Source organism: Pseudonocardia sp. DR1-2, assembly GCF_023717215.1.
In the GTDB taxonomy this organism is placed as follows: domain Bacteria; phylum Actinomycetota; class Actinomycetes; order Mycobacteriales; family Pseudonocardiaceae; genus Pseudonocardia; species Pseudonocardia alni.
This window is the reverse complement of record NZ_JAMQOF010000002.1, coordinates 392207-417042: the sequence shown is the minus strand read 5'-3', so window position 1 is coordinate 417042 and position 24836 is coordinate 392207. Positions and strand designations below refer to the sequence as shown.

Genomic DNA, 24836 nt, shown 5'->3' with positions numbered 1-24836 from the left:
CCCGCGGGCTCACTGGGCGTCCCGCAGCGCCTCGGCGATCACGGCCCGCCCGATCGGGGCCGCGACCGAACCACCGGTCGCCTCGAGCGCCCGGTCGCCGCCGTTCTCGACGAGCACCGCCACCGCGACCTTGGGGTTGTCGGCCGGTGCGAACGCCACGTACCAGGCGTGCGGCGGGGTGTTCTTCGGGTCGGTGCCGTGCTCGGCGGTACCGGTCTTCGACGCGATCTGGACGCCGGTGATCTTGCCGCCGCCCGAGGTCCGGTCCTCCGAGCCGACCATCAGGTCGGTCATCGTCCGGGCCACGTCGGCCGGCATCGACCGCGACATCCGGTCCGGGTCGGTGGTGTCGACGACGTCCAGGGTCTGGCTCTGGATCTCCTTGACCAGGTGCGGGGCCATCGTCTGGCCGCCGTTGGCGATCGAGGCGCCGATCATCGCCAGCTGCATCGGGGTCAGCCGGACGTCGCGCTGCCCGATCGCGGACTGCTGGGTCGAGGGGGTGTCGGCCATCGGGCCGACCTGCGACGCCGTGACGGGCATCGGGATCTGCAGGTCGGTGCGGCCGATGCCGAACGCCTCGGCCTGGGCACGGAGCTTGTCCGGGCCGAGCTCGCCGCCGAGCTGGGCGAACGCGGTGTTGCAGGATCGCGCCAGCGCCTCGCGCAGCGACGCGGTCGCCCCGCCGCCGCAGGCCGAGCCGTTGTAGTTCTCCAGGGTGGTCGTGGAGTCGGCCAGCTGGATGTTGCGGGCGGCCGTGAGCTGGCTGTCCGGGGTGTAGCCGTTCTGCAGGGCGGCCGCGGTGGTGACGAGCTTGAACGTCGAGCCGGGCGGCTCGATCTCGTTGATGGCCCGGTTGGTCATCGGGTCCGGGTCGGCGGCGCCGTAGCGCTTCCACGCCTCCTGCTGCTGCGCCGGGTCCGGCGAGGCCAGCGGGTTCGGGTCGAACGACGGCGTCGAGGCCATCGCCAGGATCTCCCCGGTCTGCGGCACCAGCGCGACGACGGCGCCGGTGTACCCGCGGGAGGCCAGCCCGTCGTAGGCGGCGCGCTGCACCTCGGGGTCGATGGTGGTCACCACGTTGCCGCCCGCCGGGTCCCGGCCGGTGATGAGGTCCGACAGCCTGCGCACGAACAGCCGGTCGTCGGTGCCGTTGAGCACCTCGTCGGTGGACCGCTCGAGTGCGGTCTTGCCGTACACGGTCGACAGGAAGCCGGTGACCGGCGCGAACATCTCGCCCTGCGGGTACTGGCGGGCGAACCGCAGCCGGCCGTCGCTCTCCACGCTCTGCGCGAGGACCTGCCCGCCGGCGACGATCTGGCCGCGCTGACGCGAGTACTCGTCGATCTGCGATCGCTGGTTGCGGGAGTCGTCCCGGTACTGGCCGGCCATGACCACCTGCACGTAGGTGATGTTGCCGAGCAGGACCACGATCATCACCATCACGGCGAGTGCCACGCGGCGGACCGGGCGGTTCACGTCTCGCTCCTCTGGGCCGCGGTGTCGGCGCGGTTGTCGTCACGGGTGTCGGAACGGCCCGTCCCGGGACGCTGGACGAGTTCGGTGCTGGCCTCGGCGATCGGCGCCCGCGGCTTCGCGGGCCGGACGGGAAGCGGTGCCCTGGCCACGTGCGAGATCCGCAGCAGGATCGCCACCAGCACGTAGTTCGCCAGCAGCGACGAGCCGCCGTAGGACAGGAACGGGAGCGTCAGACCGGTCAACGGGATCAGCTTCGTCACCCCGCCGATGACGACGAAGATCTGCAGCGCCACCGAGAACGACAGCCCGGTCGCGAGCAGCTTGCCGTAGGAGTCGCGCACGGCCAGCGCCGACCGCAGCCCACGGGTGATGAGCACCAGGTAGACCAGCAGGATCGCGGCCAGCCCGATCAGCCCGAGCTCCTCGCCGAGCGAGGAGAAGATGAAGTCGGACTCGGCGAAGGGCACGATGTCCGGCCGTCCGGCGCCCAGCCCGGTCCCGCCGACACCGCCGGTGCCGAGCCCGAACAGCGCCTGCGCGAGCTGGTAGCCGCCGCCGCTGAAGTCGGCGAACGGGTCCAGCCAGATCCGCACGCGGGTCTGGACGTGGTCGAACAGGTTGTAGGCGACGACGGCGCCGCCGGAGAACGCCAGCAGCCCGATCACCATCCACGACACGCGTTCGGTCGCGGTGTAGAGCAGGACCAGGACCAGGCCGAAGATCAACAGCGAGCTGCCGAGGTCGCGCTGGAGCACGAGCACGCCGACCGACAGCCCCCAGGCGACGAGCAGCGGCGCCAGGTCACGGGCACGGGGCAGCTCCATGCCCAGGAAGCGGCGGCCCGCGGTGGAGAGCAGGTTGCGCTTCTGGACCAGGTAGGCCGCGAAGAAGATGATCAGCAGGATCTTGGAGAACTCGCCGGGCTGGATGCCGGGGCCGCCGGGGATGCGGATCCAGAGCTTGGCCCCGTTGACCTCGGAGATCGACGACGGCAGGAACGCCGGGATCGCCAGGAAGACCAGGCCGACGAAGCCGGCGGTGTAGCCGTAGCGGGCCAGTGTGCGGTGGTCCCGGAGGAAGAACAGCACCAGCGCGAACAACGCCAGGCCGGCGACGGTCCAGGTGACCTGGGCGCCGATCAGCCCGCTCGGCACCGGGCTCCCGGTGGCCTCCGCGCGGGCGGCCTTGGCCAGGTCGAGCCGGTGGATCATCACCAGGCCGATGCCGTTGAGCAGCGCGACCGACGGCAGGATCAGCGGGTCGGCGTAGGGCGCGAGGAAGCGCACCGCCACGTGCGCACCCGCGAACAGCACGAGGTACGCCAGACCCACCCACAACAGGTCGGTCGTCAGCGACTGCTCCTGGTTCGCCTCCACCAGCACCAGCGCACCGGTCGTGAGCACGGCGGCCAGGCCCAGCATCAACAGCTCGATGCCGCGGCCGGTGGGCGTGGTCGGCTCCGCGGCGGAGCTGCCCGTGGCCATCAGCCGTCGAGCCGGCAGTTCCGGCCCGGCTCGGGGGTCGCGGTCGGCAGCGGGGTCGTCGTCACCGGCGGGGCGCCGGGTACCTGGACGACCGCGGGCGGCTGCGGCGGGTTCAGCGTGGAGCAGAGCGGGAGCATGCGCTCCCGCAGCCGGTCGACGGTCTCCCGCGCACCGGTCTCGCCCTCGTCGGAGACGATGCCGTCGGTGACCTGGCTGCGGACCGCCTGCGGCAGGTCGTCGAGGCCGATGTCGGTGGACTCGGCCACCCGTTGCAACGGGACCCCGAGCACGTTGCCGCGCACACCCTGGTAGATCGCGACCTGGTTCCGGTCGACGGCCACGTAGTACTGCTGCAGCACCAGCGCCCGGGCGACGAACACACCCGCCACGAGCACCACGAGCACGCCCAGCAGGGCGAGCACCGGGCGCAGGCCGCGCCGTCGGCGCGGCTCCTCCGCGGCGGCGGGCTCCAGCCGCACCGGCTCGGTGCGGGGCAGCGTGGTGGCCGCGGCGCGCTGCGCCGAGGAGTGCGGGGTCCGCTCGTCGTGGCGGTAGTCGCCGTCGCCGGCGCGCGGGTTGCGGCCCGCGGAGCCCCCGATGATCGGGGCGTCGTCGGCGTAGTCGACGTCCACGACGTCGGCGACGATGCAGGTGATGTTGTCCGGCCCGCCGCCGCGCAGCGCCAGCTCGATCATGCGGTCGGCGCACTCGCGCGGGTCGGCGTAGTCGGTCAGGGTGTCGTGCAGCGTCTCGTCGCTGACCGGGCCGGACAGGCCGTCGGAGCACAGCAGGAAGCGGTCCCCGGCGCGGGCCTCACGGATCGACAGCGACGGGTCGACGTCCTGCCCGGTGATGGCGCGCAGCAGCAGCGACCGCTGCGGGTGCGTGTGCGCCTCCTCCTCGGTGATCCGGCCCTCGTCGATCAGCGACTGGACGAACGTGTCGTCCTTCGTGATCTGGGCGAACTCGCCGTCCCGCAGCAGGTAGCAGCGCGAGTCGCCGACGTGGACCATGCCCAGGCGCGAGCCCGCGAACAGGATCGCGGTCAGCGTGGTGCCCATGCCCTCGAGGTCGGGGGCCTCGGCGACGTGGCGGGAGATCGCCTCGTTGCCGTCGTGGGTGGCCTCGCGGAGTTCGGCGAGCAGGTCGTCGCCGGGTACGTCGTCGTCGAGCGGGGCCAGTGCGGAGATCACCAGGGACGAGGCGACCTCGCCCGCGGCGTGACCGCCCATGCCGTCGGCGAGGGCGAGCAGGCGGGGGCCCGCGTAGACGGCGTCCTGGTTGTTCTGCCGGACCAGTCCGCGGTCACTGCGGGCCGAGTAACGCAGCACCAGTGTCACGGGGCGGCTCCGGCTTCGGTCGGGGCACGTCGGGCGGATCCCGCGCCGCGGGACCGGTCGGACGGCCGCGGCACCGGGGGAGCGGTCGGTCGCGCCGGGCTCACGGTCGGTACCTCATGGTCGGTCCGTGTCCGTCACGATCGCAGCTCGATCACCGTCTTGCCGATGCGGACCGGTGTCCCCAGCGGGACCCGGGTGGGCCCGGTGACCTTATTACGTTCCAGATAGGTGCCGTTCGTCGACCCGAGATCCTCGACGTACCAGTCGTCACCCTGCTGCGAGATGCGTGCGTGCCGGGTGGAGGCGTAGTCGTCGTCGAGCTTGAGGGTCGAGTCGTCGGCGCGGCCGATCAGGATCGGCCGGGAGTCGAGCGTGATGCGGCTGCCGGCCAGCGGACCCTGGGTGACGAGGAGCTGGCGGGCCACCTTGCCGCGGCCACCGCCGCGGACCCTGGCGGCCCGTCCGCCGCCCGCGCGGCCGGGTGCGGCCGTCCGGAGACCGGACGCGGCGTAGAGGTCGGAGCGGACCACCTGGAGTGCGAGCAGGACGAACAGCCACAGGAGGGCGAGGAAGCCGCCCCGGGTCAGTTGCAGTACCAGTTCCGGCACGTCGTCCTACTCGCCCTTCTCGTGTTCCCGCACGCTCCGCCCGCCCGGTGGATCACCGGGCGGGCGGGGACGCACCGCTGTCGCTGCGCGGACTCCGCTCCGCGGGTGTGGCTCAGCCCTGGGTGCGGAACACCAGGCTGGAGTGACCCACGCGGATCACGTCGCCGTCGGTCAGCTGGCAGGACTGCACCGGGGAGTTGTTCACCGTGGTGCCGTTGGTCGAGCCCAGGTCGTTCAGGGTCGCGACCTGGCCGTCCCAGGTGACCTCCAGGTGCCGGCGGGACACACCGGTGTCCGGGAGCCGGAACTGGGAGTCCTGGCCGCGGCCGATGACGTGGGTGCCCTCGGCCAGCTGGTAGTTGCGGTTCGACCCGTCGTCCAGGATCAGCATCGCGGTCAGCTGCGCCGGAGCGCCCCAGCCGCCCTGGCCGCCGTAACCCTGGCCGTCGTAGCCCTGGTCGTAGCCGCCCTGCTGGTAGCCGGGCTGGGCGTAGCCCTGCTGCTGGCCGTAGCCGCCGTCGTAGCCCTGCTCGTAGCCACCCTGCTGCGGGTAGCCGGGCTGGGCGTAGCCCTGGGGCTGGCCGTAGCCACCCTGCTGGGGCTGGCCGTAGCCGTCGTAGCCCTGCTCGTAGCCCTGCTGGGGGTAGCCACCCTGCTGCGGCTGGCCGTAGCCCTGCTGGCCGTACTGGTCGTAGCCGCCCTGCTGGGGCTGGCCGTAGCCGCCCTGCTGGCCGTAGCCCTGCTGCTGGCCGTACTGGTCGTAGCCGGGCTGCTGCTGGTCGTACCCGGGCTGCTGGCCGTAGCCCTGCTGGGGCTGGCCGTACTGGTCGTAGCCGGGCTGGCCGTAGCCGCCCTGCTGCTGCCCGTACTGGTCGTACCCGCCCTGCTGCTCCTGGTCGTACCCCTGAGGCGCGTAGGTCTGCTGGCCGTACCCGCCGGGTGCGCCCCGGTCGTATCCGTACTGCCCGTTCTCCTCGGGGTGGCCCGGTTGCTGGCTCATGGGTGCTTCTCCTGCGGTGCGTGCTCGGTTGGCGGCCCGACGGGAAGCGTCGGGGTCGACAGCGGAGCGGGTGCGGAATTGTCCCGTGTGCAGCGCCTCGGAGCGCTCCAGAAAGACTACGACCTCACCGTAGGTGTCCCAGCCCTGGTCGGTGAGTTCCTTCGCCACGTGCGACGAGAGGGATCGGACGACCCCGTCCTCGTCGCCCGCCATCCGGTCGAGATCGCTGGGGCTGAGCAGAACGGTGTACCGGTTGGGCGCCAGCTGGCGACCTCCGGCGAGCTGCTCGACGTTGTCCTCGGCTTCCCTCAGCAGTGCCTGTGCGACTTCCTGTGGGACGACACTGCCCCCGAAGACCCGCGCGAAGGCGTCGCCCACGAACCCCTGAAGTCGGCGCTCGAAGCGGTCCACGCGGCCCAAAAGATCTCCTCCATCCGCATCGGCGTGTCGGTGATGTGCGACCGATCGTATCTGTGTTATCCGCCGGGCACGGCGGGGCCCGGCACGAGCGGGCGACCGGCCCCGCGGTGCCACCGACGTGCTTCCCTCCGATCTACCCGGCCCGGAGCCGCGGCGCATCCCGGTGCCCACCCGCCACGACCCCCTCCAGCTGGTGATCGACGGGCAGGGGACCCCCCTGCGAACGGCTGCCGAGCGGGGTGCTAACTTTCTCGTGTCGCTCGGGCGAGTGGCGGAATGGCAGACGCGCACGGTTCAGGTCCGTGTGTCCGAAAGGACGTGAGGGTTCAACTCCCTCCTCGCCCACCATCTCCCCTCATCGGGGATTCTCCCCCTCCGGCGGTCACCACCGCCATCGCGAGATCGGTTCCGGGTGTAGCCCGATCCGGTCTCGCTTTTCGTTTTCCCGGGTTCCGGCCACGCTCCGTGCCCGGACGCCGTGCGCCGATCAGGCGTCCCGCAGCGCCGGGCGGTCGGGATGGTCGGCCATCACGAGCACATCGGCGAACGAACCGGGGTCGCCCTCGCTCTCGTAGCGGGCGTACGCGGCGGCCGTCCAGGCGTCGTCGGGGGGCAGCATGCGGCGCAGCGCGGCCCCGCCGACGCGCAGGTGCACGGTCAGCTCGGCGGCCAGGCCCCGGCCCAGCAGCCGCCCGCCGGCGAGCAGCACCACCCCGTCCGGCCCGAGCGGCACCGGCTCGTCGCGGTAGGCACGGTCGCGCACCGTGTCGCGCAGCCGGGGCAGCACCAGGCCGCTGCCGCCGGGACCCATCGGGGCGAGGACCTCGCGGCGCAGCGCGGGCTCGTCGAGCCAGCCGTCGAGGAACATGTCCGGGTCGGTGCGGCCGAGCTCCAGGCGGACCGACGCCGGTCGCAGGAAGTCGTCGGCGTCCACCGCCAGGGCCGGTCGGCCGCCGGAGCGCAGCCGCTCCGCGACCGCCCGGGCCAGCTCCAGCGGGGCCGCGGGCGGGGCGCCGTCGACGAGCACGCGCACCCGCCCCGACGGCTCCCGCGCGCGTTCCGCCAGGTGTGCCGCGAGCCCCGCCCGGTCGACGGGCCGGAACGCCCCTGCCATGTCGTCCTCCCGGTCCTGGCGTGCCCTCGGTCCCGCAGCGACACTAGGCGGATGGTCGGCGACGGCGCGGGAGCGGTGCTGCGCCGAGCGCTGCGGGTCCTCGAGGCGGTCGCCGAGGCGGGTGACGGGGTCAGCGCCAAGGCCCTCGCCCGCCGCCTGGAGCTGCCGTTGCCGACGGCGTACCGGTTGCTGGGGACGCTCGTCGAGGAGGGCTACCTGGTCCGGCTGCACGCCGAGCGCGGGTACGGGCTGGGCTACCGCGTCGTCGGGCTGTACCGGGGGATGACCGACCCGATCGTGCCGCCCGCCCCGGCCCGGGAGGTGCTCGCCGAGCTGCACACCACGGCCCGCGCGGCGGTGGTGCTGGCGGTGCTGCGGTCCGACGACGTCGTCGTCGCCCACACCGAGACCTGTGCGGCGCACCCGGGGCCGGGCGCGGTGACCGGGGAGCCGCTGCCCGCGCACGCGACCGCGCCGGGCAAGGCACTGCTCGCCGGGCTCGACGCCGGACGGCTGGCCGACGTCCTCGGCGTCGGGCACGGGCCGCTGGCGCCGCTGACCCCGCACACCCTCACCGACCGGCGGCTACTCGACCGCGACCTGCTGCGGGTCCGCTCGGCGGGGGTCGCGGTGGAGGTGGAGGAGCACGCCCGCGGCCGGGCCGGGCTCGCGGTCGCGGTGCCGCACCCGGGCGGCGGCGCCGCGCTGTCGGTCGTCGTCAGCCGGGCGGACTTCACCGGGCGCCGCTGGGAGCTCGAACGCGCGGTGCGCGAGGCCGCGGCCCCGCTGGCCCGCCACCTGGCCGCGGCGCCGGGGGTCGCCGCGTCCGGCTGAGCCCGCCAGGATGGCCCGATGGCCGACGGGGTGCGCTACGAACGCGACGGACACGTCGTGACGATCACCTACGACCGCCCGGAGAAGCGCAACGCGATCGACGGGGACATGCGGCGTGCGATCAACGCCGCCTGGGACCGCTTCCGCACCGACGACGAGGCGTGGGTCGCGATCGTGACCGGCCGGGGGCCTGCGTTCTGTGCCGGGGCGGACACGCGCTCGACCACCGGCAACCCGGCGGGCGACTTCCCGGGCAGCTTCTTCGAGCGGCCGACGGTGAACTCGCTGGAGAGCGGCTGGGAGATCTTCAAGCCGATCGTCGCCGCGGTGAACGGACCCGCCGTCGGCTACGGCGTCACGCTGCTGACCTGGTGCGACTTCGTGATCGCCTCGGACCGCGCCACCTTCTCCTTCCCGGAGGCCCGGCTGGGCGTCCCGACGATCGTCGGTGCGCTGCGGCTGCCCCGGATGATCGACCGGCAGTACGCGATGGAGCTGCTGCTCACCGGCGAGACGATCGACGCGCGGCGGGCGCACGAGATCGGCCTCGCCGGGTGGGTCGTGCCGCACGAGGAGCTGGGCGACGCCGCCCGGGACCTCGCCCGGCGGCTCACCGCGGGGGCGCCGCTGGCCCAGCGCGCGATCAAGGAGATGGCGGTGCGCGGGCCGGAGATGGGCACCAGGGAGGCGATCCGCTTCGGCGAGACGCTGCGGAAGGTCGTCGCGACCACCGAGGACGCGGCGGAGGGTGCCGCCGCGGCCCGGGAGAAGCGGTCCCCGCACTGGCGCGCGCGATAGACCTTCCATTCTCCGGAAGTGACGTCGGCGGACATGCGGACACGGCGATACGTTCGCCCGATGCCGGAGAAGACAGTGGAGTCGCTCGTCCGCACCGTCCCGCCGTTCCGGGCCGACCACGTCGGCTCGCTGCTGCGGCCGCCCGCCCTGCTCGCCGCCCGGGAGCGGCACGCCGCGGGCGAGCTCGACGACGCGGGCCTGCGCGCGGCCGAGGACGCCGCGATCACCGACGTCGTCGCGCTGCAGGAGTCGGTCGGCCTGCGCTCGGCCACCGACGGCGAGTTCCGCCGCACCTCCTGGCACATGGACTTCATCTACGCCCTCGGCGGCGTCACGAAGACCTCCGGCCGGGTCGAGGTCGCGATGCGCAACGCGGCGGGCCAGAACAACTTCACCTCCGCCGGGATGGCCGTCGACAGCCGGGTGCACCTCGACGAACCCGTCTTCGCCTCGGCGTTCGAGTACCTGGCCGCGCAGGTCACCACGGCGACCCCGAAGCTCACGATCCCCTCGCCGAGCATGGTCTACGCCCGCGGCGGCCGGTCGGTCATCTCCGGCGAGGTCTACCCCGACGTCGAGGAGTTCTGGTCCGACCTGTCGACCGCTTACGCCGACCAGCTCCGCGCGATGTACGACCGCGGCTGCCGCTACCTGCAGCTCGACGACACCGCGCTGGCCTACCTGAACGACCCGGCGCACCGCGCGCAGCTGGCCGAGAAGGGTGACGACCCGGAGACCCAGCACCTGCGCTACATCCGCCAGATCAACGCCGCGATCGCCGACCGGCCGTCGGACATGTACGTCACCACCCACATGTGCCGGGGCAACTACCGGTCGTCGTGGGCCGCGGAGGGCGGCTACGACCACGTCGCCGAGGCGCTGTTCGGCACGCTGGGCGTCGACGGCTTCTTCTGCGAGTTCGACGACGAGCGCTCCGGCGGGTTCGCCCCGCTGCGGTTCGTCCCGAAGGGCAAGCAGGTGGTGCTCGGGCTGGTCACGACCAAGTCCGGGACGCTGGAGGACCCGGACGGGCTCAAGCGGCGGATCGACGAGGCGGCGCGGTACGTGCCGCTGGACCAGCTGTGCCTGTCGCCGCAGTGCGGGTTCTCCTCCACCGTCGAGGGCAACGAGCTCACCGTCGACGACCAGAAGCGCAAGCTGGAGCTGATCGTCTCGGTCGCCGAGGACGTCTGGGGCCGCTGAGGGCCATACTCGCCCGGGTGGCCTACGACGAGGGTCTCGCCGCCCGCCTGCGCAGCCTGCTCGCGGAGCGACCGGTGACCGAGAAGAAGATGTTCGGCGGGCTCGCCTTCCTGGTCGACGGGCACATGGCCGTCGCCGCGAGCGGACGTGGCGGGCTGCTCGTACGGGTGGCCGCGGACCGCTCCGCGGAGCTGCTGGAGCGCCCGCGGACCGAGCGGATGGTGATGGGCGGCCGCGAGATGGCCGGCTGGCTGTGGGTGACCGGCGAGCCCGACGTCGACGACCTCGACGGCCCGGAGCTCGCCGGCTGGGTCGCCGAGGCGGTCGCGGTCGTGGAGACGCTCCCACCGAAGCGGTGACCGCGGCACCGCGCCGGACTAGCGTCGGAGCCGTGAGCACCGCCGCCGCGTCCCCGCTGTTCGACCGTGTCCTGGCGGGCGCCGGCCCGGGCTCGCGGCTGCTGGACGTCGGCTGCGGGGCGGGGCGGCTGCTCGCCGACGCGGCCGCCGCCGGGCTGGCCGTCACCGGCGTCGACACCGAACCCCGCGCGCTCGCCGCGGCGGAGCGGGCCGCGCCCGGGGCGGACCTGCGGGTCGCCGACGCCCATGAGCTGCCCTTCGCCGATGACGCGTTCGACCTGGTCACGCTGGTGCAGGTGCTGGAGCACCTCACGAACCCGGTGCTCGCGCTGCGCGGGGCGGGCCGGGTGTGCGCGCCGGGCGGCGCGGTGCGGGCCACGGTCTGGGGCACCCCCGACGAGTGCGACGCCGCCGTCATCGGCGCGGCGCTCGCCCCGCTCACCGGGGCCGCGCCCGCGCCGCCGCAGAACAACCCCGGGCCCGACCGCAGCGGCGTCGGTGCGCCCCCGCTGACCGATCCGCGGCGGTTGACCCGGCTGGCGGAGCTGGCCGGGCTCGTGGTGCGGGAGGTCGCCGTCGTCCGGGTGCCGGTGGTGCACCCCGACCCGGACGACCTCGTCGCCGGGGTGCTCGCGTCCGGGCCGGGGCGGCACGCGGCACGCCACGCCGGCCCCGCCGCCGTCCGCGCCGCCCTGCTGGCCGCCCTGGCCCCCTTCGCGCACGGGGACGGCTACCGCCTCACCGACACCGTCCGCGTCCTGGACGCCGGTCCTCCCTCGCCCTGATTCGCGGTTCGCGCGCTGATCCGCGGTTCGCGCGTGCCGTGACACGCGCGGACTGCGCGGATGCGCGCGGACTCCGGATCAGCGCGCGGACTCGGGGCGTGCACACGTCCGGGCCGCGTCCCTCGATGAGGGGCGCGGCCCGGAGGTGGCGTGCGGTGGTCAGCGGCCGGCGGTCGCCGCCGTCCGGCCGGTCTCGTAGCGGATCTTCAACAGGCCCTTGCAGTACTCCCCGTTGGTCTCGATCCCGACCCGCTGCAACCGCGCGCGACGCAGGTGCAGCGGGACCTGCTCGACGGTCACCGCGGTGCCGTCGGAGTGGACCAGCAGCGGTGCGTCGTCGCTGGCGGGCAGGCCGATCGCCCTGCGGCGGGTCCGCATCCGGGTCAGCTCCTCGGTGTCGGCCTCGGTCCCGACCAGCTCGCCGAGCGTCAGCCCGGCCAGCTCGTCGGGTCCCCGGCCGGCGTCGACGAGCGGGCGGGCCACCCGGTCCTGGCCGGCCAGCGCGGCCTTGGCCAGGAACGTGTGCCGCAGCTCGTCGAGCTCGGCCGCGGCCTGCCCGTTGATCGAGCCCTCGAAGGACTTGACGAACCCGGCGTGCGCCGCGACCCCGCCGTTGATCTCGTCGGAGGCGTGGTGGTCGGCCAGCGTCACCTCCGCCCTCGTCACTCCCGGTACCGCGGTCACCGCGTCGTAGGCGTCGGCGACCATCAGGAACGAGAAGTTCGGAGCGCAGAAGAACGTCGGCAGCCGGAGCCCGACGACGACCTCACCGGCGGGCGAGACCGACCACGACTCGACGAAGTCGAGCTCGGTGATCGGCTCGTCCAGCTCCGGGTCGAGCACCGTCCCCAGCGCGGACCACACGGCCTGCCGGAGCGGGCTCTCAGCAGGCCGCGGGGTCACGCCTGCGCCCCCGCCTTGTTGTCGACGAGCTCCTCACCCGGGGCCATGGCCTCGTCGGCCGTGGTGTCGGGCAGCCGGCACTCGGCCGGGACCTCGAGGTCGTAGAGCTTCGCCGCGTTGAGGCCGAGGATCTTCTTCTTCGACGCGGTGGTGAGACGCGGGTAGTCGGCGAACTGGTCGTCGTCGGGCATCTGCCAGTCGACCAGGCCCTCGACCTGCCACTTCGGCGTCCAGATGTTGTAGTCGCTGCCGAAGGTCATCTTGTCCTCGCCGACCCAGAACAGCAGCTCGCCCATCACCTTGGCGAAGAACTTCGGGCGGGCGTGCATCAGGCCGCCGACGACGACCGACAGGCCGGCGTAGACGTTGGGCTCCTGCACCGCCATGAAGCAGAAGTCCTCGATGCGCGGCAGGCCGACGTGCTCGACGATGAAGTTCAGGCCCTGGAAGTCGGTGGCCGCGTGGTCGACGTCGGCGACGTCGAACGCGTCCTTGTCCAGCGGCCAGATCGTCGGGCCCTTGTGGACGTGGACGTTCTTGACGCCCAGCTCCTGGGCCCGCTCCAGGAAGCGGTAGCACTCCGGGTCGGTGAGCTTGAAACCGCGGGAGCTGCCGTTCCACTCCGCGGTGTAGAGCTTCACGCCCTTGTGCTTGTACTTCGCGCAGTCCGCCTCGAACTGCTTCATGCCCTCGTCGCCGTCACGCGGGTCGAAGCGCCCGTTGACGATGATCCGGTCGCCCCACTTCTCCAGCAGCGCCGCGTTCTGGTCGGCGGTGTTGAAGCCGTTCTTGTACCACTCCTTGAGGTAGGTCGACTGGAAGATCGAGTAGTCGACGTGGCCCTCGATGAAGACGTCGCGCTCGAAGTCGTCCTGCGAGACCTTGAGGTAGTGCTCCCAGTCCCAGTGGGTCTCGGGCGGGCCGAGCTGGTGGTAGCCGTAGAAGCAGTCGATCCAGCCCTTGGCGTACTGCTCGCGACCCTCGACCCAGTTCTCCCGGGAGGCGTCCCAGAAGTGGCTGTGGGAGTCGACGATGAAGTACTTCTCGCCGTCCTTCTCGTACATGTGGTTCCTCCTGCGTCAGCAGCTCTGCTGATCGGTGGTGGGTCAGGGAAAGAACGTTCGTCCTGTACGTACGTATGACTGAGTCACGGAACGAGGATCGCCCGGCCACGGACCTTGCCCGCGTCCAGGTCGTGCAGGGCCTCCAGCGCCTGGTCGAGCTTGTACTGGACGGTGTGCAGGGTGACCTTCCCGGCCTGGGCCAGGACCATGAGCTCTGCGAGGTCGTTGTAGGTGCCGACGATGTTGCCGATGATGTTCTTCTCGCCGGCGACGAAGTCGAGGGTGGGGGCGGAGAGGTTGCCGCCGTAGCCGAGGACGAAGTTGTAGCCGGCCGGCCCGGTCATCGCCCAGGCGTCGTTCTCCGCGCCCTGCTCGGCGACGAAGTCGAAGACCACCGTGGCGCCGCCGCCGGTGAGCTCCTGGACGGCCTCGACCTGGTTCCCGTCGGCGACGACGGTCTCCTCCGCGCCGATCTGCTTCGCCAGCTCGAGCGCGTCCGGGTTCTTGTCGACGACGATGATCTTGGTTGCGGTGAGCGCGGCGAGCGCCTGGATGCCGATGTGGCCGAGCCCGCCCGCGCCTTGCACGACCGCGGTGGTGCCCGGGTACAGGAACGGCACCGCCTTGCGGACCGCGTGGTAGGCGGTGATGCCCGCATCGGCGAGTGCGGCGACGTCGGCCGGGTCGGTGTCCGGGTTCAGCTTCACGCAGGACCGCGCGGTGGTGCGCAGGTACTCGGCCATGCCGCCGTCGTTGTTCGACAGGCCGGGGAAGAACGCGTCCCCGGTGCACTGCATGTCGCGCCCGTAGCGGCACATGGTGCACAGCCCGCACGACGGCTGCGGGTGCAGGATGACGGTGTCGCCGACCCGCACGTTCGTGACGCCGTCGCCGACCGCGTGCACCCAGCCCGCGTTCTCGTGGCCGATGACGTAGGGCAGGTCGGGGTTCTGGATGTCGGCCCAGTCCCCGTCGATGATGTGGAGGTCGGTGCGGCACACGCCGGCACCGCCGATCTTGACGATGACGTCGAGCGGACCCTGGATCGTCGGTTCCGGGATGTCGTCGATCCGGGGGTCCTGCTTGTACGCGTGCACCCGCACGGCCTTCACTGGCGGTACCTCCGGGCCTCGGACGCGCGGCGTTGCGCGTCGTGGTGGTGGGACTTGGTGTGCCTGCTGTCACACCGATCTCAACCCCGTTGTGCACGACGGACAAGGGGGTTCGTTCTTACACAGCGAGAATCGTGAGGAAACGGGCGTCGCTTTCCTCGGAGGTTACCGACGAGTAGGGTCGGGCCATGGCTGATGACGCGAGCTGGGTGGCCGACGCGATGACGCAGGCGGTGCCGTGGGTGGGCACCGCCGGGATCACCTTCGGGTCGATCACGACCGACCGGGTCGAGGCGTTCCTCCCCGACCGGTCCGACCAGCACAACCACGTCGGCGGGCCGCACGCCGCGGTCATGTTCGGACTGGGCGAGACCGCCTCCGGCGCCGTCGGCCTGGCCGCGTTCGCCTCGGCCGGGGACCGGGCCGTACCGCTGGTCGTCCGGTCCGAGATCCGCTACCTCAAGCTCGCCAAGGGCGACCTCCGCGCCGAGGCGGTGCTGACCCGTCCGGCCGGTGAGGTGCTCGCCGAGCTCGACGCCGGGACGCGCCCGGAGTTCACCGTCGACGTCACCATCACCGACGCCCAGGGTGTGCAGACCGGGGCCATGACGATCGTCTGGACGCTCAAGCCGAACAGGCGGTGAGCAGCCGTCCGGCCTAGCGTGGCCGCATGGACGTGGTGATCGCCGGAGGACACGGACAGATCGCGCTGCGACTGTCCACACTGCTCACGGTGCAGGGACACACGGTGCGCTCGATCGTGCGCAACCCCGACCACACCGACGACGTGGCGGCCACCGGGGCGAGCCCGGTCGTGGCGGACCTGGAGAAGATCTCCGCGACGGACCTCGCGGGGCACCTGACCGGCGCCGACGCCGTCGTCTTCGCGGCGGGGGCCGGACCGGACAGCGGCGTCGCACGCAAGGAGACCGTCGACCGGGACGGCGCCACCCTGCTCGCCGACGCGGCCGCAGTGGCGGGCGTCCGCCGCTACCTGCTGGTGTCCTCGCCCGGGGTCGACGCCGAGCCCGACCCCGAGCGCGGCGAGGTGTGGGCCGCCTACATCCGCGCGAAGAAGGCCGCCGAGGACGCGATCCGCGCCGACACGCGCCTCGACGCGACGATCCTGCGGCCCGGGAGGCTCACGAACGACCCGGGCACCGGGCGGGTCACCCTGGCCCCGCCGCCGGTGGAGTACGGCGAGGTGACCCGCGACGACTCCGCCGCGGCCGTCGCCGCGCTGCTGGCGGCGCCGGGCACCGCGGGCACGACGCTGGAGCTGCGCGGCGGCGACACCGAGCTGGGTGACGCGGTCGCGGCCCTGGGGTGAGTGCGGAAGGGTCGCCCCCATGAGCGAGCAGAGCTACGACGTCGTCGTGATCGGGGCGGGCCCGGTCGGTGAGAACGCCGCGGGCTACGCGGTGGACGCCGGCCTGTCCGCGGTGCTGGTGGAGGCCGAGCTCCTCGGCGGGGAGTGCTCGTACTGGGCGTGCATCCCGTCGAAGGCGTTGCTGCGCACCCCGCAGGCCGTCGCCGACGCCCGGCGGCTGCCCGGTGTGCGGGCCGAGTTCGACCCGGCGAAGGTCCTCGAACGCCGCACGACGTTCACCTCCGACTGGGACGACAGCGGCCAGGTGCGGTGGGCCGAGGGCGCCGGTGCCGCCGTGCTGCGCGGCCGGGGCCGGCTGGCCGGGGAGAAGCGCGTCGTCGTGACCGCGGCCGACGGCACCGAGACCGTGGTGACCGCGCGCCACGCCGTCGTCGTCGCGACCGGCAGCGTGCCGGTCGTCCCGCACGTCGCGGGGCTGGACACGGTCGAGTACTGGGGCTCGCGCGAGGCGACCTCGGCGCGGGAGGTCCCGCGCCGGCTCGGCGTGCTCGGCGGCGGCGTCGTCGGCTGCGAGATGGCGCTGGCCCACGCCCGGCTGGGCGCGCAGGTCACGTTGTTCAACCACGGCGACCGGGTGCTGCCGGGCGCGGAGCCGCAGGCCTCCGAGCGGGTCGCGGCCGGGCTGCGGGAGGCCGGCGTCGACGTGCGGCTGGGCACCGGCCTGGACGAGGTGCGCCGGAACGGGGACGCGACGGTGCTGGTCGGGGGCGGGGACGAGGTCGAGGTGGACCGGCTGCTCGTCGCGACCGGGCGCCGTCCGGCCACCGACGGGCTCGACCTCGGCTCGGCCGGGGTGGGCCCCGGGCGGCGCGGCGAGATCGTCGTCGACGACTCGGGGCTCGCCGCGGGGGACTGGCTCTACGCGGTCGGCGACGTCAACGGGCGGGCCCCGCTCACCCACCAGGGCAAGTACCAGGCCCGGATCGCCGCGCACGCGATCGCCGCGCGCGCCGCGGGCCGCCCGCTCGACGACGCCCCCTGGGGCGAGGACGCGGCGACCGCCGACCACCACGCGGTGCCCCAGGTCGTGTTCACCGACCCCGAGGTCGCCTGGGTGGGCCGGACCGCCGCGACCGCCCGCGCCGAGGGGCTCGACGTGCGGGTGGTCGACATGGACATCGCCGTCGCCGGGTCCTCGCTCACCGCGGACGACTGGTCCGGCCGGGTGGTCGCCGTCGTCGACCCGCGGCGCGAGGTGCTGCTCGGGGTCACGTTCGTCGGGCCCGGGGTCGCCGAGCTGCTGCACGCGGCGACGGTCGCCGTGGTCGGTGAGGTGCCGCTGGCCCGGCTGTGGCACGCCGTGCCCGCGTTCCCCACGATCAGCGAGGTGTGGCTGCGGCTGCTGGAGACCTACCGCGCGTAGCGCAGGCGGAGCGCGCATCGGAACCGCGCGGGCCGACCGTCGCCGTGGGCCCGGCCGGGGCCGGGCCCACGGAACGGGTCAGGAGCGGACGCCCAGGTGGTCGAGCAGGCGGACCTCGATGCGGTCCAGGTCCGCGGACACCGTGCGGTACGCGGCCTTGCGGCGGGCGGCCGGCATGTTCTCCGCGGCCCGGACGGCGGCGGCGAGGTCGTGCAGCCGCGGCTCGGTCTCGTCGGCGAACCGCTTCGCGGCCTGGTCGCGCTCGACGGTCCCGTCCTCGCGCAGCTCGGTGATGGTGCGCGCGATCCGGGACAGCCGTGCGTGCAGCCGTCCGCCGGGGCCGGAGTAGCCGCCCAGCTCGTCCGGGGACACGCCGAGTCGGCGGGAACGGTGGTCGTCGAGGCGGTGGCGCAGCGACCCGGCCGCGGCCATCGCGTACGGCGCCAGCAGCGGCGCGACGATCTTCGCCACGCCCAGGTACCGCTGGACCTTCTTGGCGTTCCACTCGCGGGCGGCGCGGTCCCGCTCGGCCTGCTTGGCGGCCAGGTTCTCGCTCTTGAGCCTGCCCTTCTCCGCGGCGCGCGCGGCCTTCGCCTCGGCCTTGCGGGCGCCGGCGTCGGCCTTCGCCGCCGCCTTGGCGACCTTCCGGTCGGCCGAGCGGGCCTTGAGGTCGGCCGAGCTCAGCAGGCTGTTCGCGGTGGCGGTGCCCTCGCCGACGGCGCGACGCGTGCTGCGCGCGGCCCGGCGGCCGGCCTTCTCCGCCCGCCGCGACGCCGCCTCGGCCTTCTTCCGGGCCTTCACCGCGCGCTGGTGCAGCTTCTCGGCGGCCTTGTCGGCGGTCTCGCGGGTGTACTCGAGGGTCTGGACCGTGGCCGACTGCACCCGTTCCGACGCATCGACCGCCGCCTCCCTGGTCGCCGCCGCGGCGCGCTCGCCCGCGCTCGGCTTCCTGCGCAGCAGTCCCATGTCGTGTCCTCCCGGGTCGGCTCGGCAGATGATCGCCGTGTCGACGCAGCCTAGGGCCCCGCCCACCGCACGCGCAGGACCGACACCACCCGGGTGGGGGAACGGGGCGTCACGCGGATCCGTTCCTGTCGGGGGTGGTCTCTACCCTCGGGAGCCGTGAGCACCTCGACCGGACCGCGTACCGCACCCCGTGTCCTGCTGGACGCGGCGGCGCTGAGCGGGTGCCGCCGCCGGGTGCACCTGGACCACGACCCGTCGGCGGCGGAGCGGCCGCGGGCGCTCCCGGACCCGGCGATCGAGCAGCGCCGGGCCGACGCGGCGGCGCACCGGGTGCGGATCGGCGAGCTGCTCGCGCGCACCTGGGGGGCGGACTGGGCGAGCACCTGGCCGGACGGCGCGGCCGGGCCGACCGGGACCGGCGCCGGTCCGCGGGCGGCCCGGGCGGAGCGCACGGCCGAGCTCGTCGCGGCCGGTGCACCGCTGGTCTGGGGTGCGGTACTGCCCGTCGACGGCGACCGGCGCGGCACCGCGGAGCTGCTCGTGCGCACGCCCACCGGGGGCTACGTCCCGCTGCTCGTCGTGCGCCGCCGGATCACCGATCCGGGCGAGGGCGCGCGCACCACCGCCGTCACCGACCCGTGGCCGCAGCGTGCCCGGCACGACCCGGACCGCAAGGTCCGCTCCCAGCCGCGCGACCTGCTGGCCCTGGCCCAGCTGACCCGGCTGCTGGAGGCCGCGGGCTGGGCGCCGCCGGAGTCGGCCCCGCGGCTCGGCGGGGTGATCGGGCTGGACGCCGACGTGGTCGTCTGGCACGACCTGCGGGCCGGGCACTGGCCCGGCGGGCGGTCCACGCTGGAGGAGTACGACGCGCGGTTCACCGACCGGGCCGCCGTCGCCCGGGCCGCGGCGACCGGCGGGCCCGCGCTCGCGGCGCCGTCGCGGATCACCGAGTGCCGCCGCTGCCCCTGGTGGCCGACGTGCGAGGCCGAGCTGGAACAGGTCGACGACGTCAGCCTGGTCGCCCACGGCGAGACGGCGCGGCTGCTGCGGGAGTCGGGCGTCGCGACCGTCGCGGGGCTGGCCGGGCTGGACCCGGCGGACCCGCCCGCCGAGCTGACCGGCACCCTGCCCGGGCCGCCGTTCACCGACCTCGTGGCGCTGGCCCGCGCGCGCCGCCGGGGACTCGCCGTCGCCCGCCGGGTGCCGCGGGTGCCGGTCACGCGCGCCGACGTCGAGGTCGACGTCGACATGGAGAGCTTCGGCGAGTCCGGGGCCTACCTGTGGGGTGCGCTGCTGACGCTGCCCGGCGGTGCCCGTGACGGGGACCCGGAGCCCGGCTACCGGGCGTTCGCGACCTGGGACCCGCTGCCCACCCGCGACGAGGGGCGCTCGTTCGGGGAGTTCTGGACGTGGTTCGCGGGCGTGCGCGCCGCCACGCTCGCGTCCGGGCGCACGTTCGCCGCCTACTGCTACAACGAGCAGGCCGAGAACCGCTGGATGATCGCCTCGGCGCAGCGGTTCGCCGGGATGCCCGGGGTACCGACCGAGGCCGAGGTGCGCGCGTTCGTCGCGGACCCGTGCTGGGTGGACCTCTACGGCGTGGTCTCCACCTGGTTCCTGTGCTCGCAGGGCAAGGGGCTGAAGAAGATCGCTCCCGCCGCCGGGTTCTCCTGGCGGGACCCGGAGGCGGGTGGGGAGAACTCCATGCGCTGGTATCGCGACGCCGTCGCGCTCGACGGCGGCGAGCCCGACCCGGTCCAGCGGGAGCGGCTGCTCGGCTACAACACCGACGACGTGCTGGCCACCCACGCGCTGCGCGAGTGGATGTCCTCGGACCGGGTGCTGGAGGTCCCGCTGGTGAGCGAGCTGCGCGACCCCGCCTGAGGTCCGCGGGGCCACGCGGGCGTGTGAGGATCCGGGTCGTGGCACCCAGAGGACACGACCGGATCGGGCCGCACGGCGCGGTCAGCAGCACCCACCATCTCGGCACCGCCGCCGCGGCCACGGTGCTGGCGCGGGGCGGGAACGCCTTCGACGCCGCCGTCGCCTGCGGGTTCGTGCTGCAGGTGGTCGAGCCGCACCTGTGCGGGCCGGGAGGTGAGCTGCCCGCCGTGTTCGTCACCGCGACCGACCCCGTCCCGCGGGTGCTGTGCGCCCAGGGCGTGGCACCGGCCGCCGCGACGGCCGACCGGCTGCGCGACCTGGGCTGCACGATCGTCCCCGGCACCGGCCTGCTCCCGGCGACGGTCCCCGGGGCCTGGGAGGGCTGGCTGACCCTGCTGCGCGACCACGGCACCTGGGAGCTCGCCGACGTCCTCGCACCGGCGCTCGGCTACGCCGCGGGCGGGTTCCCGCTGGTCCCGCGGGTGCCCGCGGCCATCGGCACGGTCGCCGACCACTTCCGCACGCACTGGCCGTCGTCGGCGGCGACCTGGCTGCCCGACGGCCGGGTCCCCGCCGCGGGCGAGCCGGTGCGGCTGCCCGTGCTGGCCGCGACCTGGCGCCGGCTGCTCGACGAGGCCGTCGGCCCGAGCAGGGAGGCGCGGATCGACGCCGCCCGCGACGCCTGGTACCGCGGGTTCGTCGCCGAGGAGATCGGCCGGTTCGCCGCGACCCCGGTCCGGGACGAGACCGGGCGCGACCACATCGGCCTGCTCACCGCCGACGACCTGGCCGGCTGGTCGGCGCACTACGAGGACGCGCTCGTCGCCGACGCCGGGTCCGGCTGGTCGGTCGCGAAGTGCGGCCCATGGTCGCAGGGGCCGGTCCTGCTGCAGCAGCTGCGGCTGCTGGCGGGCCTGGACCTGGAGCTGCCCGGCGGTGTCGCGACCCTCGACACGGTGCACGCCGCCGCCGAGGCCGCGAAGCTCGCCTTCGCCGACCGGGAGGCCTGGTACGGCGACGGCGCGACCCCCGACCTGATCGCCGACCTGCTCTCCGACGCCTACACCGACGACCGGCGGGGCCTGATCGGCCCGGCCTCGGACGGCGGGCTGCGACCCGGCTCGCCGGGCGGACGCACCCCCCGGATCGGGGACTACGCGGCGACCCCGGGAGCCGGTCGCGGCTCCGGGACGGAGGGGCCGGGCACCGGCGAGCCGACGGTGTCGCGGGACGGCGTCGCCCGCGGGGACACGGTGCACGTCGACGTCGTCGACGCCGCCGGGAACATGATCTCGGTGACGCCGTCGGGGGGCTGGCTGCAGTCGTCGCCGACGATCCCGGCGCTGGGCTTCTGCCTCGGCACCCGCGGCCAGATGTTCTGGCTGGAGGAGGGGCTCGCGAGCACGCTGGCGCCCGGGCGGATGCCGCGCACGACGCTGTCGCCGTCGCTGGCGCTGCGCGACGGCGAGCCCGCACTCGCGTTCGGGACGCCGGGTGGGGACCAGCAGGACCAGTGGCAGCTCGCCTTCCTGCTCGCGCTGATGCACGGCGGGCTGGACCTGCAGGCCGCGATCGACGCGCCGACCTGGCACTCGACGGCGTTCCCCGCGTCCTTCGCGCCGCGCGGCTGGGAGCCGCACGGGCTCGTCGTCGAGTCCCGGCTCGGGGCCGGCACCCTCGCCGGGCTGACCCGCCGCGGGCACGTCGTGGACGACGCGGGCGCCTGGGCGCTGGGCCGGATGTGCGCGGTCGGGACCGGCGCCGCCGTCCCCGGGGGCGGCGGGCCCGGGACGCTGCACGCCGCGGTCGACCCCCGGTCCGGGGTGGGCGCGGCCATCGCGCTGTAGACGGCGGAGCGCCCCGCCCTCCCGTGACGGGAGGAACGGGGCGTTCCACGTGGAACACGGACGGGTGGGTCAGCGGTGCGCCTCGCCCCGCAGACCCTGCTCGCCCTCCCGGACGTGCCGGCCGTTCTGCAGCCCGTTGCCGTTGCTCGACGCGGACCCGTTGCCGTTCGTGGACGCCTGCCCGTCGAGCGGGAGCGGGAACTCCACGTCGGAGTGGGTCACCCGGCCCGGCTCCAGCGCGACCACCGTCGCGACCGGGGCGTAGCCGCTGGTCGCGAGGGTGTAGCTGCCCGCGGGCAGGCCCTCGAACGCGAAGGTCCCGTCCGGGCCGGACAGCCGCGACCCGACGACGGCGCCCTCGGCGTCGATCAGCGTGGCCAGTGCGTGCGCCACCGGGTGCCCGTCGGGCGCCGCGGTGACCCGGCCGGTGAGCCGGGAGCGCTGCGGCAGCCGCAGGTCCTGGACCGCCGTACCGGAGCCGGGCACCTCGACGCCGACCGCCACCGGGTCGACGCCCTCGCCGGCGGCGGTGAGCGTGTAGCGCCCGGCCGGGACGCCGTCGAGCGCCCAGCGGCCGCCCTCACCGGACCGGCCGGCCGCGGCGACGTCGCCGCCGTGGTCGATCAGCGAGACGGTGATCCCGGGCAGCGGGGTGCCCGCGGCGTCGAGCACGGTGCCGCGGATGCCGCTGCTGACCGACAGCCGCACGTCGTGGCGGACCGGCTCGGTGCCGACCGAGACCGTGGCGGCGTGCGGCGGCAGCGCCGCCGAGGCCGCCACCACCAGGAAGCGTCCGGGCTGGTCGACGGCGATGCGGTAGTGGCCGTCGCCGTCGGTCGTGGTGCGACCGACCTGGTCGCCGGACAGCCGGGTGACGGTGACGACCGCCCCGGTGACCGGCGTGCCGGTGCCGCCCTGGACCCGTCCGGTGACGGCCGGGCCGTCGCCGCCCGCGGAGTGCAGGTGGTCCAGGCCCGCGGCCGCGGCGGCGTCACCGACGGTGCCGTTGTGCGGCCGCGACTGGGGCTTCGGCCGGGGCGCCGGGTGCGGCGGCTCCTGCCGGGCGACGACGGGCAGCGGCGTGGTGGGCGGCGCGATGTCCGCTCCGCGCCCACCGCCGTCGACCCGCCCGGCCGGGGCGGGGGCCGGGGCGACCGTCCCGAGCGCCTCGGTCGGGACCGACGCGGCGGCGGCACCCTCGCCCGCGGCCTCGGCCCGGGCGGCCTGCGCACCGGACATGGTGCGCAGCGGCAGCTCCTTGACGAACAGCACCAGGACGAAGGCCACCGCGATCACGCAGGCCGCGATGAGGAACGCCAGCGTCATCGCGCTGGTGAAGCCCTCCTGGAACGGTGCGGCCAGCCGCGGGTCGATCCGCTGCAGGAACGAGGAGTCGGCCAGCACCGAGGTGGACAGGCCGCCGGCCTGACCGGACTGCAGCGCCCCGACGACCTGTGCGTTGGCCGGGTCGGCCGCGACGGCGGGGTCGGTCAGCGCGGCCCGGAAGGAGCTCGTGCCGAGCGCGGCGCGGATGGCGTCGGCGATCTTGTCGCCGGCGGTGGAGAACACCACCGACAGGAAGATCGCGGTGCCCAGCGTGCCGCCCATCTGCCGGAAGAACGTCACCGAGGAGGTGGTGACACCCATGTCGCGGGCGGGCATCGCGTTCTGCACGGCGAGCACGAGGGTCTGCATGCACAGACCCAGGCCGAGACCCAGCAGGGCCATGGTCAGGTCGAGCTGCCAGATCGGGATCGACGGCGTGACGGTCTGCCACAGCAGCACCATCGCGATCGTGATGAACGCGGTGCCGATCACCGGGAAGATCTTGTAGCGGCCGGTGCGCGAGGTCAGCTGGCCGGAGAGGATCGAGGCGACCATGATCCCGCCGACCAGCGGCAGCATCATGAAGCCGGCCTCGATGGGCGTCGCGCCGTGCACGATCTGCAGGAACTGCGGCAGCAGCGCGATGCCGCCGAACATCGCCATACCGATGAGCAGGTTGAGCACCGCGGACAGCGAGAAGATGCCGGTGCGGAACAGCCGCAGCGGCAGCAGCGCGGCGTCGCCGTAGGCACGCTCGGCCAGCAGGAACAGCAGCAGGCCGACACCACCGATGACGTAGCAGACGATCGACGAGGTGGAACCCCAGCCCCACTCGCGGCCCTGCTCGGCCACGATCAGCAGCGGCACCAGGCACAGCGCCAGCGCCAGCGCGCCGGGCCAGTCGATCCGTGCGGGCCGCGGGACGTGCGGGATGTTCAGCACCCGGTAGACGACGACCAGCGCGACGAGCCCGATGGGCACGTTGACCAGGAAGATCCAGCGCCACCCGTCGATGCCGGCGATGGTGTCCACACCGGACAGCAGGCCGCCGATGACCGGGCCGATCACGCTCGAGGTGCCGAACACGGCCAGGAAGAAGCCCTGGTAGCGGGCACGCTCACGCGGCGGGACGATGTCGCCGAGGATCGTCAGCGCCAGCGACATCAGGCCGCCGGCGCCGAGGCCCTGCAGCGCGCGGAACGCGGCCAGGGAGTACATCGACCAGGCCAGGGTGCAGGCCACGGACCCGATCAGGAAGATCGTGATCGCGGTCATGAACAGCGGCTTGCGGCCGAAGATGTCGGAGAGCTTGCCGTACAGCGGCGTGGTGATGGTGCTGGTGATGAGGAAGGCCGTCGTCGCCCACGCCTGCAGGTTGAGGCCCGACAGGTCGTCGGCGATGGTGCGGATCGCGGTCGAGACGACCGTCTGGTCCAGGGCGGCCAGGAACATGCCCAGCATCAGTCCACCCAGGACGGTCAGGATCTGCCGGTGCGTCAGCTCGCCGTCGCCGGAGGTGGCGGCGGGGCGCTGCGCACTGGCGGCAGCGGTGGACAT

21 protein-coding genes and 1 tRNA gene are annotated in these 24836 nt (G+C 74.1%); 11 read left to right on the top strand and 11 right to left on the bottom strand.

From position 1 onward, the window contains the following. Nucleotides 1–9: 9 nt before the first annotated feature. From ND486_RS06760 to ND486_RS06740, 5 genes are all read right to left on the bottom strand, one after another. A complete protein-coding gene (locus tag ND486_RS06760) occupies nucleotides 10–1479 on the bottom strand; it encodes a penicillin-binding protein 2 (protein ID WP_208820405.1) in 1470 nt (489 codons plus the stop codon). Beyond that, on the bottom strand, nucleotides 1476–2963 hold the full coding sequence (locus tag ND486_RS06755; RefSeq protein ID WP_083474438.1) for an FtsW/RodA/SpoVE family cell cycle protein: 1488 nt from the start codon (nucleotides 2961–2963) through the stop codon (nucleotides 1476–1478). Before ND486_RS06755 ends, ND486_RS06760 begins: the two co-directional genes overlap by 4 nt. Further along, the gene (locus ND486_RS06750; protein ID WP_251783287.1) at nucleotides 2963–4303 is read right to left on the bottom strand and encodes a PP2C family serine/threonine-protein phosphatase; all 1341 of its coding nucleotides are present in this window, start codon (nucleotides 4301–4303) and stop codon (nucleotides 2963–2965) included. Before ND486_RS06750 ends, ND486_RS06755 begins: the two co-directional genes overlap by 1 nt. A gap of 134 nt (nucleotides 4304–4437) precedes the next feature. Then, nucleotides 4438–4911 carry an FHA domain-containing protein gene (locus ND486_RS06745; RefSeq protein ID WP_062399103.1) on the bottom strand — a complete coding sequence of 158 codons (474 nt, stop codon included), beginning with the start codon at nucleotides 4909–4911 and terminating at the stop codon, nucleotides 4438–4440. A 112-nt stretch (nucleotides 4912–5023) separates the two neighbouring features. After that, nucleotides 5024–6331, bottom strand: a complete 1308-nt coding sequence (locus ND486_RS06740) for a DUF3662 and FHA domain-containing protein (protein WP_251783286.1) — start codon at nucleotides 6329–6331, stop codon at nucleotides 5024–5026. A 262-nt stretch (nucleotides 6332–6593) separates the two neighbouring features. On the opposite strand from ND486_RS06740, the gene ND486_RS06735 reads away from it, so the two are divergent. Continuing rightward, nucleotides 6594–6679, top strand: a tRNA-Leu gene (locus tag ND486_RS06735). A 139-nt stretch (nucleotides 6680–6818) separates the two neighbouring features. On the opposite strand, the gene ND486_RS06730 is transcribed toward ND486_RS06735, so the two are convergent. After that, the gene (locus tag ND486_RS06730; protein ID WP_208820401.1) at nucleotides 6819–7445 is read right to left on the bottom strand and encodes a uridine kinase; all 627 of its coding nucleotides are present in this window, start codon (nucleotides 7443–7445) and stop codon (nucleotides 6819–6821) included. A 51-nt stretch (nucleotides 7446–7496) separates the two neighbouring features. Between ND486_RS06730 and ND486_RS06725 the strand changes: the two genes are divergently transcribed. Genes ND486_RS06725 through ND486_RS06705 form a run of 5 tightly spaced genes read left to right on the top strand, consistent with a single transcriptional unit; the run spans nucleotide 7497 to nucleotide 11424 of the window. Further along, complete coding sequence (locus ND486_RS06725) at nucleotides 7497–8279, top strand: IclR family transcriptional regulator (RefSeq protein WP_251783285.1); 783 nt, start codon at nucleotides 7497–7499, stop codon at nucleotides 8277–8279. Between the two features lie 18 nt (nucleotides 8280–8297). Beyond that, on the top strand, nucleotides 8298–9077 hold the full coding sequence (locus tag ND486_RS06720; RefSeq protein WP_251783284.1) for an enoyl-CoA hydratase/isomerase family protein: 780 nt from the start codon (nucleotides 8298–8300) through the stop codon (nucleotides 9075–9077). Between the two features lie 60 nt (nucleotides 9078–9137). Then, on the top strand, nucleotides 9138–10280 hold the full coding sequence (locus ND486_RS06715) for a 5-methyltetrahydropteroyltriglutamate--homocysteine S-methyltransferase (protein WP_251783283.1): 1143 nt from the start codon (nucleotides 9138–9140) through the stop codon (nucleotides 10278–10280). A gap of 17 nt (nucleotides 10281–10297) precedes the next feature. Beyond that, complete coding sequence (locus ND486_RS06710) at nucleotides 10298–10639, top strand: TfoX/Sxy family protein (protein WP_251783282.1); 342 nt, start codon at nucleotides 10298–10300, stop codon at nucleotides 10637–10639. Between the two features lie 32 nt (nucleotides 10640–10671). Beyond that, nucleotides 10672–11424, top strand: coding sequence for a class I SAM-dependent methyltransferase (locus ND486_RS06705; RefSeq protein WP_251783281.1), 753 nt, complete (start codon nucleotides 10672–10674; stop codon nucleotides 11422–11424). Between the two features lie 159 nt (nucleotides 11425–11583). Here the strand turns inward: ND486_RS06705 and ND486_RS06700 are convergent, their stop codons facing one another. The 3 genes from ND486_RS06700 to ND486_RS06690 form a co-directional block, all read right to left on the bottom strand. Beyond that, nucleotides 11584–12327, bottom strand: coding sequence for an iron-sulfur cluster assembly protein (locus tag ND486_RS06700; protein WP_251783280.1), 744 nt, complete (start codon nucleotides 12325–12327; stop codon nucleotides 11584–11586). Continuing rightward, a complete protein-coding gene (locus ND486_RS06695; RefSeq protein ID WP_251783279.1) occupies nucleotides 12324–13391 on the bottom strand; it encodes an amidohydrolase family protein in 1068 nt (355 codons plus the stop codon). The genes ND486_RS06700 and ND486_RS06695 overlap by 4 nt, the downstream gene beginning before the upstream one ends. Nucleotides 13392–13474: 83 nt before the next feature. Further along, nucleotides 13475–14503 (bottom strand): NAD(P)-dependent alcohol dehydrogenase, encoded by a 1029-nt coding sequence (locus tag ND486_RS06690; protein ID WP_251783278.1) that lies wholly within the window; start codon nucleotides 14501–14503, stop codon nucleotides 13475–13477. Between the two features lie 188 nt (nucleotides 14504–14691). Here ND486_RS06690 and ND486_RS06685 point away from each other — a divergent pair, with 188 nt between their 5' ends. From ND486_RS06685 to ND486_RS06675, 3 genes are read left to right on the top strand one after another with little or no spacing between them, the layout of a single operon-like run. Beyond that, complete coding sequence (locus tag ND486_RS06685; protein ID WP_083474440.1) at nucleotides 14692–15147, top strand: DUF4442 domain-containing protein; 456 nt, start codon at nucleotides 14692–14694, stop codon at nucleotides 15145–15147. A gap of 26 nt (nucleotides 15148–15173) precedes the next feature. Next, nucleotides 15174–15833: an NAD(P)H-binding protein gene (locus ND486_RS06680; protein ID WP_251783277.1), complete on the top strand. Its 660-nt coding sequence runs from the start codon at nucleotides 15174–15176 to the stop codon at nucleotides 15831–15833. Between the two features lie 19 nt (nucleotides 15834–15852). Then, on the top strand, nucleotides 15853–17256 hold the full coding sequence (locus ND486_RS06675) for an NAD(P)/FAD-dependent oxidoreductase (protein ID WP_251783276.1): 1404 nt from the start codon (nucleotides 15853–15855) through the stop codon (nucleotides 17254–17256). A 78-nt stretch (nucleotides 17257–17334) separates the two neighbouring features. On the opposite strand, the gene ND486_RS06670 is transcribed toward ND486_RS06675, so the two are convergent. Then, nucleotides 17335–18222, bottom strand: a complete 888-nt coding sequence (locus ND486_RS06670) for a DUF6474 family protein (RefSeq protein ID WP_208820385.1) — start codon at nucleotides 18220–18222, stop codon at nucleotides 17335–17337. 156 nt (nucleotides 18223–18378) lie between these two features. On the opposite strand from ND486_RS06670, the gene ND486_RS06665 reads away from it, so the two are divergent. Both ND486_RS06665 and ND486_RS06660 read left to right on the top strand, forming a co-directional pair. Continuing rightward, entirely contained in the window at nucleotides 18379–20106 is a 1728-nt protein-coding gene (locus ND486_RS06665) for a TM0106 family RecB-like putative nuclease (protein WP_251783275.1), read from the top strand. A 38-nt stretch (nucleotides 20107–20144) separates the two neighbouring features. Further along, nucleotides 20145–21953 carry a gamma-glutamyltransferase gene (locus ND486_RS06660; RefSeq protein WP_251783274.1) on the top strand — a complete coding sequence of 603 codons (1809 nt, stop codon included), beginning with the start codon at nucleotides 20145–20147 and terminating at the stop codon, nucleotides 21951–21953. Between the two features lie 69 nt (nucleotides 21954–22022). Here the strand turns inward: ND486_RS06660 and ND486_RS06655 are convergent, their stop codons facing one another. Continuing rightward, complete coding sequence (locus ND486_RS06655; protein ID WP_251783273.1) at nucleotides 22023–24836, bottom strand: MFS transporter; 2814 nt, start codon at nucleotides 24834–24836, stop codon at nucleotides 22023–22025.